Origin of the sequence: Lentzea sp. NPDC006480 (assembly GCF_040611995.1) — a bacterium.
Lineage (GTDB): Bacteria > Actinomycetota > Actinomycetes > Mycobacteriales > Pseudonocardiaceae > Lentzea.
The window spans coordinates 25347-40546 of the sequence record NZ_JBEXPJ010000037.1 but is presented as its reverse complement, the minus strand read 5'-3'; the positions used below and the strand labels follow the sequence as shown (position 1 = coordinate 40546).

At 68.5% G+C, this 15200-nt stretch carries 10 protein-coding genes; all 10 read right to left on the bottom strand.

Features of this window, described 5'->3' with window-relative positions; all coding sequences use genetic code 11:
- Nucleotides 1–156: 156 nt before the first annotated feature.
- Nucleotides 157–1266, bottom strand: a complete 1110-nt coding sequence (locus tag ABZX92_RS17270) for a hypothetical protein (RefSeq protein ID WP_355559784.1) — start codon at nucleotides 1264–1266, stop codon at nucleotides 157–159.
- Nucleotides 1267–1611: 345 nt separating this feature from the next.
- Nucleotides 1612–3066, bottom strand: coding sequence for a lipopolysaccharide biosynthesis protein (locus tag ABZX92_RS17265; RefSeq protein WP_355559782.1), 1455 nt, complete (start codon nucleotides 3064–3066; stop codon nucleotides 1612–1614).
- Nucleotides 3063–4178, bottom strand: a complete 1116-nt coding sequence (locus ABZX92_RS17260) for an acyltransferase (protein WP_355559780.1) — start codon at nucleotides 4176–4178, stop codon at nucleotides 3063–3065. Before ABZX92_RS17260 ends, ABZX92_RS17265 begins: the two co-directional genes overlap by 4 nt.
- A complete protein-coding gene (locus ABZX92_RS17255) occupies nucleotides 4175–4726 on the bottom strand; it encodes an acyltransferase (protein ID WP_355559777.1) in 552 nt (183 codons plus the stop codon). Before ABZX92_RS17255 ends, ABZX92_RS17260 begins: the two co-directional genes overlap by 4 nt.
- Complete coding sequence (locus ABZX92_RS17250) at nucleotides 4719–5846, bottom strand: DegT/DnrJ/EryC1/StrS family aminotransferase (RefSeq protein ID WP_355559775.1); 1128 nt, start codon at nucleotides 5844–5846, stop codon at nucleotides 4719–4721. The genes ABZX92_RS17255 and ABZX92_RS17250 overlap by 8 nt, the downstream gene beginning before the upstream one ends.
- The gene (locus tag ABZX92_RS17245) at nucleotides 5843–7051 is read right to left on the bottom strand and encodes a glycosyltransferase family 4 protein (protein WP_355559772.1); all 1209 of its coding nucleotides are present in this window, start codon (nucleotides 7049–7051) and stop codon (nucleotides 5843–5845) included. The genes ABZX92_RS17250 and ABZX92_RS17245 overlap by 4 nt, the downstream gene beginning before the upstream one ends.
- Nucleotides 7048–7695 carry a NeuD/PglB/VioB family sugar acetyltransferase gene (locus tag ABZX92_RS17240; protein WP_355559769.1) on the bottom strand — a complete coding sequence of 216 codons (648 nt, stop codon included), beginning with the start codon at nucleotides 7693–7695 and terminating at the stop codon, nucleotides 7048–7050. The genes ABZX92_RS17245 and ABZX92_RS17240 overlap by 4 nt, the downstream gene beginning before the upstream one ends.
- A complete protein-coding gene (locus tag ABZX92_RS17235; RefSeq protein ID WP_355559766.1) occupies nucleotides 7692–8798 on the bottom strand; it encodes a DegT/DnrJ/EryC1/StrS family aminotransferase in 1107 nt (368 codons plus the stop codon). The genes ABZX92_RS17240 and ABZX92_RS17235 overlap by 4 nt, the downstream gene beginning before the upstream one ends.
- An 8-nt stretch (nucleotides 8799–8806) precedes the next feature.
- On the bottom strand, nucleotides 8807–10000 hold the full coding sequence (locus ABZX92_RS17230; RefSeq protein WP_355559763.1) for a glycosyltransferase: 1194 nt from the start codon (nucleotides 9998–10000) through the stop codon (nucleotides 8807–8809).
- A 23-nt stretch (nucleotides 10001–10023) separates the two neighbouring features.
- Complete coding sequence (locus ABZX92_RS17225; protein ID WP_355559761.1) at nucleotides 10024–14946, bottom strand: DUF4082 domain-containing protein; 4923 nt, start codon at nucleotides 14944–14946, stop codon at nucleotides 10024–10026.
- Nucleotides 14947–15200: the final 254 nt, after the last annotated feature.

The window sequence follows — 15200 nt, the reverse complement described above, 5'->3', positions numbered from 1 at the left end:
GGGAATCCGGCCGCGATGTCTACGACCTCTAGATCGAGGAGGCCTGTCCCGCCGTTACGTTCCGTGGACCTGAGAAACGCCTGAGGACTACTCCGGCAACACAAGGTGTCGCCGAGGTAGCCCTCAGTGCTATTGCGAGTGTCGCGCTAATTCACGTCAGCCCTGGATCTTGACCGGTTTGCCGTTCTGGTCCACGTTTCCGCCACCATCCGTCTCGCCGCCGAGTGCGTTGTGGAACGGGGCGTACTGGAATTCGGTGGTGAGCACGTTGTTCTTGATCACGAACGGCGGCGAGGCGGCGGCGAAGATCAGGTGGTTCGAGCGGGTGATGTAGTTCCCGTCGATCGTCCAGTTCTTGCTGACCGCGGTGCCCGCGCCCGGCGTGGCGTCGTTGTAGATGCCGATGCCGTTGTGCGTGTACTGGCCGTCCGAGCGGATGCCGTCGATGTAGTTGTGCTTGATCACACCGTTGGAGCCGTTCGGGTTGATGTTGATGACGTCGGTGTGGTCACCGGCCTTGAACCAGATGTCGTGCAGGAAGTTGTCCTGGATCAGGTACGGGCCCTGGCCCTGGATGATGATGGGGATGTTGAAGCCCCAGATGTTGTTGCGCAGGAAGGTGCCGCGGTCGTAGGCGAAGATGCCGTTGCCGGACAGGCCGCCGGTGCGGGGCGCGATCGTGCTGTCCTGCACCGTCACGGTGCCGTTCTCGATCCACATCGCGTGGTTGTCGCCGCCGTAGATCCGGCTCTGCTGCACCAGGACCTGGGTGGCGTCCGGCACGTTGATGTGGACCATGCCGTCGACTTCGTAGTTCTCGAAGACGAACGGGTCGCCCGCGTTGCCGGAACCACGCGCGCCGTGGTCCTTGAGCCAGCGCACGTCGATGAGCTGGTCGCCCTTGAGCGCGCGCAGGCCACCGTTCTTCACACCGGTGTTCCCGGCGCTCGGCCAGCCCGTGAGGCCCGGGTTCGACGGCGGCTTCGGGGTGCCGGGCGGCGCGGGCTTGGGGGTGGTCGTGGTGGGTGCGACGGAGCTGGACGAGGGTGCCGCGCTCGACGAGGAGGCGCTCGACGTGGCGGACGTCGTCTCGGTGGTGCTGGCCGGCTGGGCGTCACCGGATTTCGCGCCCGCGGGGGAACAGGCGGCGAGGGCGACGACCGCGAGTGCGGCGAGGGCTGCGAAGCGGGAGGACCGTTGCCGAAGGGGAGTACGGCGTTCGTTCTGTCTCGCGCTGCCACGATCTGTGGCGGTGCGGTGGAGCACGGGGGATGCCACCTTTCAGTTCGGGCCGCCTGCAGACCGTGGATCTCCCGCGGCCGGGACATCACTCAAACGATCTCGTTATCTGGCGGTTACCGTTTCGGGCAGGGGGACGGTAACCCAGGCCTGAAGGCCGTGCATTAGGCCGTTCGGACCAGTCGAGCCATTTCACCGCTACCAAACCGAAATAGCCATCGCCTGATCGGGTTGATCTATTTCAAGAATGACCGCAGGTCAGCGCAGAAAATGATCTGACCCCCTCGGAACGCTCTTGAACTGAATTCCCCGCCAGTAGTACATCAACAAACATTTGCAGGTGCACAGGGTGAGCCGTGCCACGTCGTGGGATCAGGACGGTGCGGGACTGGCCGGTTCCAGATTCTTCAGGTCTGCCAACGAGTGCCGGATCGGAGCGACAACCGGCAGGTAGAGCAGCAGTCCGCCGATGCCACCGATCAACAGGATGGCGAGGTCGTGATCCAGAACTCGGGTCACCACCAGAGGAACGAGGATCAGCGCGAACACGCCGAGTGCCGGTCTCGTCACCGCCTGGGCGAGGCTCAGCGGGCGCACTCCCAGCCCTCGCAAGGCCCACAGGAAGGCCGGCAGCATCACCCCGACCGCCACGACCATGTGCGCGATGCCGACGCCCATGACGCCGGCGCTGTGGGCACCGAACGCGAGGGCGGGTATCAGGACGGCTACCCACAGTGCTTGCAGGGCGAGCGTCTGCCGCGCGTTGCCCACCGCGATCAGGACGTCGAAGCACAGTTGCAGAGCGACGCGCGCCAGGCCGAGCACCGCGAGGAACATCAGCGCGGTGGACGCGGCCGACCACTTGTCGCCGTACAGCACGCGGATCGCCGGTCCGGCCATCAGCGCGAGCAGACCGCAGATCGGGACGGCCGCCGCCATCAGCAGGCCCATCGACCGGGCGAAGGCGATCCGCAGGGACGGCAGGTCGTGCTGGAGGCGGGCGAACGCGGGCACGCTCACACGCGCGACCGGGATGGACAGCAGCGTGACCGGCCAGCTGCTGAGGTTGAACGCGAGCACGTACAGACCGAGTGTCTCTGGCCCGAGCAGCCTGCCGACGACGATGTTGTCGACCTGGACCATGGCGACGGCCAGGATCGTGGCCCCGGCCAGCGGGAGGCCGTCTTTCAGCAGTTCCCCGGCGACCTTCGGGTCGAACGCCGGCTTGTAGCGGACCGGCGTGAAGAAGAGGTGCAGCAGGCCGTTGATCAGGTTGCCCGCCAGCCGCCCCCACACCAGGCTCCACACGCCGAACCCGGTGAGCGCGAGCACGAGGGTGAGGCCGGTCGTGACGACGAACCCGGTCAGGTCGGCGTAGGTGCGCAGGTCCTGACGGAAACTGCGGGTGAGCATCGCCGACGGCACCGCCAGCGCGCCGTTGATCAGGATCGCGAACGACAGGACCTGCACCAGACTTGTCGCTTCCGGTGCGCCCAGTGACCGGCTGAACACGCCGGCGCCCGTGAAGAAGACCGCGAACAACGCACAACTCGACCCGAAGATGACCGTGACCGCGGTCGGCGCGATTCTTCCGACGTCGCCGGGCCAGCGGACGAGGACCTGTTCGAGGCCGAGGTCGTTGAAGTTGATGAGGAACACCAGGGCGACCGTGGCGACGGCGAACAGACCGTAGTCGTTCGGCGTCAGCACGCGCGCCAGGATGATGCCGGAGATCAGGTTCGCCAGCCGCGAGAGCAGCGTGCTGGCGAAGCTCCAGCGCACCCCCTTCCTGACGAGGGTGCCGAGGTTCTCCTCTTCCTGACTCACTTGGTTCCTCTGATCGAGGTCTTGAGTGCCGCCCACGACCGGTTCTCCAGGAACGGCCGTTCGAACACGCGGTGGAAGAGGTACGAGCCGCCGAGCACGGCCGTGAGCCCGAGCACGAGGAGCAGGCCGAACCGGGCGAACTTGTCGCTGACGAGGTGCTCCACGACGAAGTGGTCCGTCAGCCACAGCAACGGCAGGTGCACCAGGTACACGCTGTAGGAGAACAGGCCGACGCCGCTGAAGATCTTGTGCGCCAGCAGGTCCTTGAGCGGTTCGAAGTGGCCGCCCGCGAGTGCCGCCAGCACGCACGCCGTGCCCGCGCCGAGCAGCAGGTCGATCCAGAAGTACGCGTGGTCGACCCAGACCGAGCCCATGGCCACCGCGGTGACGATGAACGCCGCGTAGCAGGCGGCACCGGCCCAGCCGATCCAGCGCGGAACTTCGTGTGATCGCACCACGTCCGCCGCCGCCACGCCGAACACGAACAGCGCGAGGAACTGCGGGGTGAAGTTGAGGAGGCCGTGCAGCGGGTCGACGTTCTCACCGACGAGCTGCGACGCGATCACGCCGGTGGTGAAGATGGCGACCATCCACACCGGACCGAGCTTCCTGCGGAACCACAGCACCAGCGGGAACAGGAAGTAGATCTGCCACTCGATGGCGATCGACCAGAACGCGCCGTTGGGCTTCGGGCTGTCGACCACGTCCTGCACGAGGAAGAAGTGTGCGATGACACCCTTGAGCGTGATCGCCCGGCCGGTCAGCTCCGGGGTGATCAGGCCGAAGACCAGCACGCTGAGCCCGAGCGCGGCCCAGTACGGCGGCAGGATGCGCCAGGCGCGTCTGCGGATGAACCGGAGCACTCCCCCGAGCTCGTACTCGCGGCGGGCCGGGGCGACGGTGAGCGAGAAGCCGCTGACGACGATGAAGACGGCGACCGCGAGGTGGCCGTAGACGAGCCAGCCGAGCACGAGCGGCCCGGTGTTGACCGGGTAGGCCGGGTAGACGGTGAACCAGATGTGGTGCAGCACCACGTACACCGCGGCCAGCGCGCGCACACCGTCCAAGAAGGACAGACGGGTGCGTGCGGGCGCGCTGACCGTCGCGGTCACCTTCGGACCAACCCGTCGCCCGACTTCTGGTACGCCTTGCCGCACTCGCACGTGTAGTCGTCGGCAAGCCGTTCACCGCACTCGCAGACCCAGCCGCGGATCTTGGCCGGGTTGCCCGCGACGAACGCGTGCGCCGGGACGTCCCTGGTGATCACCGCACCCGCCGCGGCGAACGCGTGCGCGCCGATCTTGGTGCCGCAGACGACCGTGGTGCCCGCGCCGAGCGTGACGCCGTTCTCGACCTGCGTGGCCAGGAGGGCCTCCGGGCCTTTCTTGATGTGCGCGCGGGGCCTCAGGTCGTTGGTGAAGACGACGTTGGGGCCGAGGAACACGTCGTCGCCGACCGCAACGCCGTCGAACAGCAGCACGGCGTTCTTGACCGTGACGCGGTCGCCGAGCACGACTCCGCCTTCGACGAACGCGTGGTCGCAGATGTTGCAGTCCTTGCCGACGACGGCGCCGGGCAGCACGTGGGCCCACGCCCAGATGCGGGTGCCCTCACCGACGTTGTCGGACTCGTTGAGCCCGAGGGGATGCACGCTAGCCATGAGCCGCCACCGCTTCCTTCAGCACCGCGGCGACGCGCTCCTGCTGTTCGCGGGTGATGCCGGGGAACAGCGGCAGCGACAGGATCTCGCCCGCGGCCTGCTCGGCCACCGGGTAGCCCTCGGGACGGCCGTACTTGGCGAACGCGCCGGTGTGGTGCACCGGCGTCGGGTAGTGGATGCCCGCGCCCACGCCGTTGTCGTTGAGGTGCTTCAGAACCATGTCGCGGTTGCGCACGCGCACCACGTACAGGTGCCACACGTGCTCGTTGCCGTCCGCAACTCCGGGCAACCGGACCTCGGACACGTCCGCGAGCAGCTCGGCATAAAGATCAGCGGCGGCCGAACGCTCCTTGTTCCACGCGCCGAGCTGCTTCAGCTTCGCGCGCAGCACAACGGCCTGCAGCGTGTCGAGGCGCGAGTTGAAGCCCAGCTCTGGGTGCGAGTACTTGCGATCGCTGCCGTGGTTCGCGAGCAGCCGGAGCTTGCGCGCGATCTCCTCGTCCTGCGTGACGACCGCACCCGCGTCGCCGAACGCGCCCAGGTTCTTGCCGGGGTAGAACGACGTGGCGGCCGCGACGCCGAAACCGCCCATGCCGGTGCCGTTCTGGGTGGCGCCCTGGCACTGCGCGGCGTCCTCGATGACGAGCACGTCGTGCTGGGAAGCGACCGCGCGGATGGCGTTCATCGGGGCGAGCTGGCCGAACAGGTGCACGGGCAGCACGGCCTGGCAGCGGGGCGCGACGCGGGCGAACTCGTCGGCGTCCATCAGCAGGTGCGCGGGGTCGACGTCGACCGGCACCGGCACGGCGCCCGCGCGGACGGCGGCCTCGGCCGTGGCGACGAAGGTGTTGGCGGGCAACGCGACGTGATCGCCGTCCCGGATGCCGGCGGCGCGCAGGGCGAGCTCGATGGCGTCGGTGCCGTTCGCGACGCCGACGCAGTGCGCGGTCCCGGTGAACGCGGCGAACTCCTCCTCGAACGCGGTCACGTCCGGGCCGCCGATGAAGGCGGTCTTCGCCAGCACGCGCGCGAAGCCCTCCTCGACCTCGGCGGCGATGCGGTCGCGCTGCAGGCCGAGATCGACCAGGGGGATGTTCACTCCGATTGCCCTCTCGTTCATGACAGCTTCCGCCGGACTGCCCGCAGGCCGTTCTTCACCGGCTCCGGGAGTCCGCGCGCGGCCAGCATCGCCGCCGTCCGCGCACCTTCCTTCACGGACGTCGTTCGGGACGGCGATTCCGCTACGGTCCGCTGGTAGAGACGTTCGAGACCACGCGCCGCCGGGTCGAGCCCGTAGTGCTCCACGACGACCTCGCGCCCGAACGCACCCAACGACGAACGCAACTCCGAGTCGTCCAGCATCGGACGGATCTGGTCGGCCAGCAGCGTGACCGGTTCGGTTCCGTCACCGAGGCCGTAGTAGCCGTGCTGGCGGAAGTAGCCGACCGTCTCGGGCGTGAACGGCAGCGAGAAGCCCTGCTCCCCCAGCACCACGATCGGCTTGGCGAACGCCAGCGTGCGCAACGCCGACCCGCCCATGCCGAGCATCACGTCCGCGGCTTCGTAGGCCGGGCGCGGATCGACCAGCCCGCCGGTCAGCACGATCACGTCGGCACCGTGCCGGTCGTTGACCTCGCGGGCGCGCTCCGCGACCTTCGCCGCCGCGGTGCCCTCCCCCACGATCACCAGCCGGACCGGCCGCTCCTTGGCGAGCAGGTCGACGGCCTCGATGCTGCGCAGCAGGCTTTCCAGCTTGAGCCACTCGGTCAGCCGCGACACGGTGACCAGGTTGACCCGGTCGTCCAGCAGCCCGTACTTCTGCTTGAACGGCAGCGGATCCACCACACCGGGCGCGTTGAAGTCCACGTCGACGGGCGGTTCGAGCAGGTCGACCGTGCCGGACCGGACCCGCGCGGCGTCCTCCGCCAGCTGCTTCGTGCCGAACGTGGTGGGCAGGTGCCGCGGCAGGAAGCCCGGCACGACCATGCCCATCATCGAGGTGAACAGCGGAATGCCGTAAACCAGGTGCTCGACGTAGTAGGCGTCGAAGCACTGCGGCCAGTCCCACACGTGGATCAGGTCGGGCCCCTCGGCCTTCACCGCCGCGCGCAGAGCCCGCACCACGGTCAACGACGGGTGCCGCGAAGCATCGGGCGCCTCGATCAGCCGCAGACCGCGTTGCTCGGCCAGCGCGACGGCCGGGCCGGGCGCGGCGAACAGGACCACCTCGTGGCCGTGGGTGTCGCGGATGCGGGCCGCGAGCTCGATCGCGTTCGTCTGAGTGCCGCCGAGTTCCAGGCGGTGCGCGAAAACGAGAACCTTCACACCGTCACCCCCAGCGGCCGGGCAGGCACTCCGGCCCAGGTCTCCCCGGCCGGCACGTCCTGCAACACCACCGCGCCCATGCCCACCAACGCACCAGCGCCGACGGTCAACCCCTCGCGCACCAGCGCACCCGAGCCGATGTAGGCGCTTTCCCCGACACGCACGTTCCCGGCGAGCGCCGCACGACCGGCCAGCGTCACACCGTCGGCGACCGAGTCGTCGTGCGTCAGCAGCACGTGCGGCATCACGACCACGAACCGCCCGACCTGCTGCGGTGCGGTGATCACGGCGCAGGCCAGCAACACCGTGCCCGCACCCAGCTCGACACCCGCCGCGACCGAAGCCGCGGGGTGCACCACAGTCGCGTAGCGCGAGTCGTCGAAGCCGAGCCGCCGCGAGATCCGCATCCGGCTGTCCTGGTTCGCGGAGCTCGCCGTGCAGATCAACACCTGTGCGTCGAGCTCGCGGGCCAGATCGATCGGCCCCAGCACCTCCACGCCGTCGACGACCTCGCCGTGCCTGGCTTCCGCGTCGTCCAGGAACCCCAGCACCTCGAAGGCGGGCCGGACCGAGTTCACCGCCGCGATCGCCGCCAGGGCCTCACGCGCGAGGCCTCCGGCTCCGATCAGCAGCAACGGCGTCATCGCGCATCACACGCGAGCTCCAGCGCGTCGACCACCTGATCCTGTTCGGAATCGGTCAGCTCGTGGAACAGCGGCAGGATCAGCGTCCGCGAGGTCAGCCGCTCGGTCACCGGCAGCGGCACGTGCGGATGACCGGCGTACGCGGGCTCCAGGTGCGACGCCATGATGCCGCGGCGGGCCGAGACGCCCTTGGCCGCCAACCGGTTCAGCACCTCGTTGCGCTCGACCGGGCAGTCCTCGGGCAGCTCGATCCAGAAGGACTGGTAGTTCGTGGTGCCATAGGAGGGATCGGTGACCGCCCGCAGGCCGGGAATCCGCGAAAGCAAGGAGTGGTACCGGGCCGCCAGCTCACGGCGACGCGCGATGATCGTGTCCAACCGCCCCAGCTGCACCAGCCCGACCGCGGCCTGGATGTCGGTCATCCGGTAGTTGAACGCCGTCTCCAGATACTCTTCGAGCACCACGCCACCGCCGGCGTGCCGATCGGCCGCGCTCACGCTCATCCCGTGCTCGCGCAACCGACGCGCCCGCACGGCAACGGCCTCGTCGTCCACCGTGAGCATGCCTCCCTCACCGGTGGTGAGCAGCTTGCGCGGGTGGAACGACCACGCGGCCAGCGAGGCACCGAGCCCCACGGGCGACCCGTGATACGTCGACCCCGCGGCACAGGCGGCGTCCTCGACGATCGGCAACCCGAGCCCCTCGAAGGACTTCACGTCGGCGGGCACACCACCCTGGTGCACCAGCACAACAGCCCGCGTCCGCGAGGTCACCACAGCGGCAACGGTCTCAGCAGTCAGGTTCCCGGTCTCCGCGTCGACATCCGCGAAAACCGGCGTGGCACCGCAGTACCGCACGGCATTGGCGGTCGCGATGAACGACAACGATGGCACGACGACCTCGTCGCCAGGACCGACGTCCAGCAGGTGCAACGCCAGGTGCAACGCGGTTGTGCAGGACGACACCGCGACGCCGTGCGCGGCACCGACCCGTGCCGCGAAAGCCTCCTCGAACGCACGGACCCGTGGCCCCTGCGCAACCCACCCGGACCGCACGGCCTCGGCAGCCGCCAGGGCTTCTTCCTCGCCCATCAACGGTCGCATCACCGGGATCATCGCTCTCCCCCAACAGAGTTCTCGGCGGGCACAGTGGCTCCCCTCTCCAGGAGGCCGATGGCCTCCGCGAACGCGTCGCTGCGGCGACGCCAAGAATGTTCGGCAGCGAACTCCTGCCGGGACGCGACCGCCGCAGCGGTGCGTTCAGCACTGGCCGCCTCGGCGACCGCAGCGGCGAACTCCCCCGGAGCCGCGATGCGAACCATGCCGGCAGCTTCGGAAGCGAGCCACCGCGAAGCAGGCAGATCCGTTGACACGACGGGACGTCCGGCCGCCAGGTACTCCAGCGTCTTCAACGGGAACGAGGCCCGGTTGAAGGAGGAGTCGAGGTACGGCGTCAGCCCGACGTCGATCTTCCGGTAGTAACCGGGAAGTTCGGTGAACGGCACCTCGTCCACGTGCACCACCCGAGGACGGGCCACCAGCGAGGACCAGCGCTCCGGCTCCCAAGCCGGATCACGCGGCCCGACCATCAACAACGAGATCCCGGTGTCGGCGACAGCCTCCAGCAGCGAGATGTCGATCCGAGCGGTGATCCTGCCGACCAGTCCCGCGACCGGCCCCTCCAGCGAGGCCACCGCGTCCGGCACGACCGCGCTGTCCACAGTGGAGTACGCATCCACGTGCACGCCGTTCGGCAGGAACTGGGCCGGTGCGCCGAGGCCGGTCCACCTGCGGACCAGCTCCGGCGTCACCGCGAACACGTGCTGCGCCTGGCGAAGAGCCCTGCTCTCCTCGCCGAGCAACCAGCCAGGGTCCAGTCCCATCAGCTCACCGCCGGCGACCCAGTCGTCCGTTCCGTACAACACGGTCCGGACCGAGGAGTCCCACATGCCCAGAACATCGTCGAACGAGAACGACACGACGGCGTGCGGTGAGCGCTTCAACCGGCGCAGCGCCCAGCGGATCTGGGCTCGCACCAACGGCCACGTCGTGGCGCGGATGCCGGGGCGGGACAGCCCCGGCAACGCGACCGGCGTGAGCCTCGTGATCCCTTCGGGCGCAACGGAAAGGCGAGGCCGGACTCCTCTGCCGACACCTGGCCGGTACCGGGCGGGTGTCACCGGCGAGATCGGCGGATCCACCCACAGCACGTCTGCGTACCTGGTCAGTTGTTCGGCCTGCTGCCGGTCAGCGCCACGGACTCCGTCCCACGGCTTTCCCGACATCATGACCAGCAAAGGAGTCACGACCTACCCATCCTCCGTTTCGCTTACCAGACGGCGAGCATCCGGCCGCCCGCTGCCTTGACCGCCGCGGCGGCCCTCGTGAACGACACCGGGCGAGATGCGGCACCCGACGGCGAACCACTGGACGGTGAGTACACGGCGTCGACCCAGTAGTTCGCGTCGTTGCCGCTGACCGGGAAGCCGCCACCGTTGCCGTAGACGTACACGCCGTTCGGAGCACCCGAGAGGGTCTTCGGCGCGTGCATCGGACCGCGGTCCACACCGTTGAACTCGAACTGGCCGCGCGTCACGGAGTAGTGCCCGTTCGGCGCGTAGTACGAGACGACGTACTGCGTGTTCGCGGCGACCGTGATCGGCGAGGCGAAGTTCGCCTGCTGCCAGCCGCCGACGGTCTCGTTGGAGAACGTCACCGTGCCGAGCAGCGTGCCGGTCGAGGTCCACAGGTGACCGACGTGCGTGCCGGAGTTGCCGGTGCCCTTGTAGAAGCGGACACCCGTGACCACGCCGGGCTGGTCGACGTTGAACCTCACACCGAGCTCGACCTGACCGCTGTCGTTGGCGTTGTTGATGACCGGCGTCGCCGAGTCCGCGAACAACGTGCACGGGCAGCCGCTGGAGTCCGGCAGCGCCGTGGTGAACGTCCAGCTGACCGAGCCGGTCATCTGGTTGCCCGCCACGTCCTTCGCACCCGAGACGGTCGCCTGGTACGTCGTGGCGTTCGCCAGCGGCGCGGCAGGGGTGAACGTCCAGGTCCGGGTTGCCGGGTCGTACGTGCTGCTGCCCGCGACCGAAGCGCCCACGCCACCGGTCGGCACCAGGTTCACCGACGGCGTCGCCGGGTCGATCGCCTCGTCGAACGTCACCGCCACCGAGGTGGTGGTGGGAACGCTCGTCACGCCGTTGGCGGGCGCGGTCGAGACGACGGTCGGCGCGGTGGTGTCCGGAGGCGCCACGTTGGTGAAGACGGCATCGACGTAGTAGTTGCCCGCCTGGTACGAGTCGACCGGGAAACCACCGCCGGCGCCGTACTTGAACAGACCGTTCTTCAACGACCCGTTCGCCGGGGAGTGCAGCGGCGCGTTGTCGACGTCGGCACCGAAGTAGTTGACGTCACCCGCGTACCGCCCGTTCGGCGCGTAGTACGACACGATGTAGGTCGTGTTGGCGGAGACCTGCACCGGGTTGGCGAAGGTCAGCTTCTGCCAGCCGGTCGCCGTCTCCCCGCTGAACGTGCCGGTGGCGAGACGCGTGCCGGTGGTGGACCACAGGCTGCCGGTGTGCGTGCCGGAGTTGCCGGTGCCCTTGTAGAAGCGGACGCCGGTGATCCAGCCGTTGGTGTCCGGCGTGATCCGCATGCCCAGCTCGACCGCGTTGGTGTCGTTCACCGCCGGGCTCGCCGGGACGACGCTGTCGTTGAACAGCGTGCACGGGCAGGCTCCGACACCGGACGTGGTGAAGAACCAGCTGTGCGTCAACGGCATCGCGTTGCCCGCGGTGTCGCTCGCCTTGACGGTGACCGTGTAGGTGGTCGCCGCGTTCAACTGGCTCGACGGCTGGAACTTCGCCGTGCGGGTCGTCGCGTCGTAGGTGGTGGTTCCCGTGACGGCCGGGCCGCCGGAGAACGTCCACTGCACGGTCGCGGGGTTGATCGCCTCGCTGAACGTCGCCGAGATCTGGGTCGTCCTCGGCACGCTGCGCGAGTCGTTGCCGGGGTACGTGGCCGCGACCGTCGGCGGGGTCAGGTCGGGATCCGGCTGGAACACCGTGTCGACCCAGTAGTTCGCGCCACCGCCGTTGGTCGGGAACACACCGCCCGTGCCGTAGCGGTAGACGCCGGTCGCTCCGTCGGTGCCGTTGGCCAGAGCGCGCAGCGGGGCGTTCGCCACCTGTGCGTTCAGGCCGCCGGACGTGGCGGAGTAGTAGCCGGAGGTCTGGTACGAGACCACGTACGTCGTGTTGGCGTTGATGTGCACCGCGGTGCTGAACAGCGCCTGCTGCCAGCCGGCGGTGGTCTCACTGCCGAACGTGACGGTCGCGAGCAGCGTGCCGGTGTTCGACCACAGGCGGCCGGTGTGCGCGCCGGTGTTCTGCGGTCCCTTGTAGAACCGGACACCGGTGACGTTGCCGCTCACGTCGGAGCGGAACCTCATGCCGAGCTCGACCGCGTTGGCGTCGTTGACCGTGATGGTCTGCGGCGCTGCGCTCTCGTCCCACACGCTGCACGGGCAGACTCCGGGGTTGGCCGGCTTCTGCGTGGTGAAGCTCCAGGACGTGGTGCCCGCCATGGTGTTGCCGGCGGTGTCCTTCGCACCCGTCACGGACGCGGTGTAGGTGGTGTTGCCCGCCAGCGCGCTGGTCGGGGTGAACGTCGCGATCTTGTTCGCGGCGTCGTAGGCCACGCTGCCGGTCACCGCCTGGTTCGCGGCGTTCTTCATGGTCATGTTGATCGTCGCGACCTGCACGGCCTCGTTGAACTGCACGCTGGCGGTCGTCGACGGCGAGACGCTCGAGCTGCCGTTCAGCGGCGACACCGGCGTCGCGGTGGGCGCGATGGTGTCCGGCGGGGCGACGGTGTCGAAGACGGCGTCGACCCAGTAGTGCCCGCCCTGGTAGGTGTTCGTCGGGAACCCGAAGGAACCGTAGGCGAACATGCCGTTCGGGGCGGCCTCCGTCGTCGCGGGCGCGTGCAGCGGCGAGGCGTCGAAGGACTTGTTGCGGAAGAAGTCCGCGTCGGACGAGTACCTGCCGACGGGTGCGTTGTACGACACCACGTACTGGGTGTTCGCCTGCACCTCGACCGCGGGGTTGAGCGAGGCCATCTGCCAGCCGCCCGCGGTCTCGTTCAGGAACGTGGCCTGGGCCAGCAGCTGGCCGTTCGCCGACCAGAGTCCACCGGTGTGCGTGCCGGTGTTGCCCGCGCCCTTCCAGAAGCGGACCGCGGTGATCCAGCCGTGCGTGTCGGAGGTGAAGCGGGTGCCGACGTTGATGGCGTTGGCGTCGTTGTTCGCCTGCGTCTTCGGAGTCGACAGGTCCGGGAAGATCGTGCACGGGCAGGTGCTGTTGACGCCCACGGACGCGGGACTCGCGTCGGTGTTGAGGCTGTCGTCGGTCGCCCGCGCCTGGATCGTCAGCGCGCCGGTGCGCGGGATGGAACCGGTGTAGGACCAGCTCTCCCTGCCGTCCGCGACGTGCCACGTGGTGCCGCCGTCGAGCGAGACCTCGACGCCGCCGACGCGACCGCCGACGTCCGACGCGGTACCGGTGACGGTGATCGTGTCTCCACTGTGGACGGTGCCGCCCGCGGTGGGTGAGGTGATCACGGTGTTGGGCGCGGTGCCGTCGGTGGACACGCCACCGGCGATGAGCCCGGCCTCCAGGCTGCCCGGCTGGACTCCCATGTCCCCGAACAGGTTCACGGTCGCCTGCTGGATGCGCTGGTCGGTGGCGACCTCGGCGCCGTCGTGCTGGCTGTCGAGACCCCACGACCACTGGACGGTGCCGGCGCCGAACACGAGCGCGCCGCTGGCCGCCTTGTACAGCGTCATGCGGTGCGTCGCTTCGCCCTGCGCCACGTTCGTGCCGTAGTCCTGGATCTTCGCGTCGACCGTCTGGGTGGTCTTGGACAGCCGGATCATGTTCTTCGGCCGGAAGCCGTTGTCGACGTCCTCGTCCCACTCGTAGCCGAGCGTGTTGGGTGCGAGGGTCGCAACCTGCCCGGCTGACTGGTTCGCCACGGACGTGTTGCGCCAGAAGCGCATCTTGCCGTCCTCGGCGGGAACCTGGATCGCGTAGCTGCAGCAGTTGACCGTCCACAGCTGACCGGTCAGCGAGTTCTCCGGCCGGCCGCCGTCAGCGGGCGGGCTGAAGCGCGGGTCGCGCCACGTGCCGGTCCACGCCGCGTTCGGGTCGGACTTCGCGTTGTCGTGGGTTTCCTTGTACGTCACCAACGTCCGGTACGGGGTGTTGGTGCCGTCGATGCTGTTCTCCCAGCGGGTCTTCCAGAAGACCTCGTTGCCGGAGAAGAACGCCAGGTTCACCCCGGCGTCGCGCGCGGCCTCGACGTTCGCGCGCTGCTGCGACGACCAGTACTCGTCGTGCCCGACCGACAGGAAGACCTTGTGGTTGAGCAGCAACGAGGCCGAGCGGTCCGAGTCGATGCCGGAGATGTAGCTGACGTCGTAGCCGTTGCGCTCCAGGAACCGGATCATCGGGTACTCGGAGCCGAAGATGAAGTCGCGGCCGTCCGGCACGTCGGTGCGCGTCGAGAACGGGCGGTTGTAGCTCAGCTTCTGGGCGCGGCTGCCGTAGAAGCTCTTGCCACCCCACGTGTTGTAGGCCTGCCACGTGGTGTCGGAGGTCTGGTACACCATCTTCGAGCTGCGGGAGTCGTCGCGCACCACGAAGACGATGTGGTTGTTGATGTCCTGGTCGAGCCGCTGCAGGTTCGCGATGTACACACCGGACACCAGGTTCGACGGCACCGTCCAGGACGCCGACTCCAGCCAGTTTCCGCAGTCGACCAGCCCGGTGTTGAGGCCGTTGACGTCGTTGTTGCACTGGGCCGGCTGGTTGCGCGGCGTCGGCGTGATCGAGTCGACCTTCCGGGCGCCGGCACCGTTGTAGTAGCCCAGCCGCAACAGGTCGATGCGGTACGGGAACGAGGTCTTGACCTTGAACTTGATGGTCTGACCGAGGTTCACCGACATCTGGGTGGCGAAGCCCTCGATGCTCGGGTCACCACCGCCGGTGGCGTCCCAGTTGGTGTCGCCTGTCTTGGAGTTCTCGCACAGCACCGGGTTGGTCACCGGTGCGTCACAGGGTGCCGCGGATGCGACGGGTCCGAAAATGGCGGCCGGAACCAGAACCGCGGCCATGAAAACAATCAGCGCCAGTGCCCGAGCCAGGATCGGGTGGAACCCGGCTCTCGAACCCCTTGGGGCGGTCATGTGTCGTCTTCTTCCTCTCGCGCCGCTCCTGCGACCCCAGCCATGTGGTCGTCGTCCGAGCGACGCGCGCTGCATCTCCCCAGAGGCGGGGCGCGCCGACGACATTCCAATTGGGACGTCGGGGCGCGACCAGTCCTCGTTACACGTTCTGGGGTATCGATTAGACCAAAAGTCCAACGGTCCCAAGGGTTTCCGTTGTTTCCGTCACTGTCGGTTAAATCATTGCGACCGGATGAGACATAGCCGGCGGCCTG

Coding starts and splice junctions, on each gene's coding strand:
- ABZX92_RS17255 (WP_355559777.1), bottom strand. CDS start 4,726: ATGGCTAGCGTGCATCCCCTCGGGCTCAACGAGTCCGACAACGTCGGT.
- ABZX92_RS17250 (WP_355559775.1), bottom strand. CDS start 5,846: ATGAACGAGAGGGCAATCGGAGTGAACATCCCCCTGGTCGATCTCGGC.
- ABZX92_RS17240 (WP_355559769.1), bottom strand. CDS start 7,695: ATGACGCCGTTGCTGCTGATCGGAGCCGGAGGCCTCGCGCGTGAGGCC.
- ABZX92_RS17235 (WP_355559766.1), bottom strand. CDS start 8,798: ATGCGACCGTTGATGGGCGAGGAAGAAGCCCTGGCGGCTGCCGAGGCC.
- ABZX92_RS17225 (WP_355559761.1), bottom strand. CDS start 14,946: ATGACCGCCCCAAGGGGTTCGAGAGCCGGGTTCCACCCGATCCTGGCT.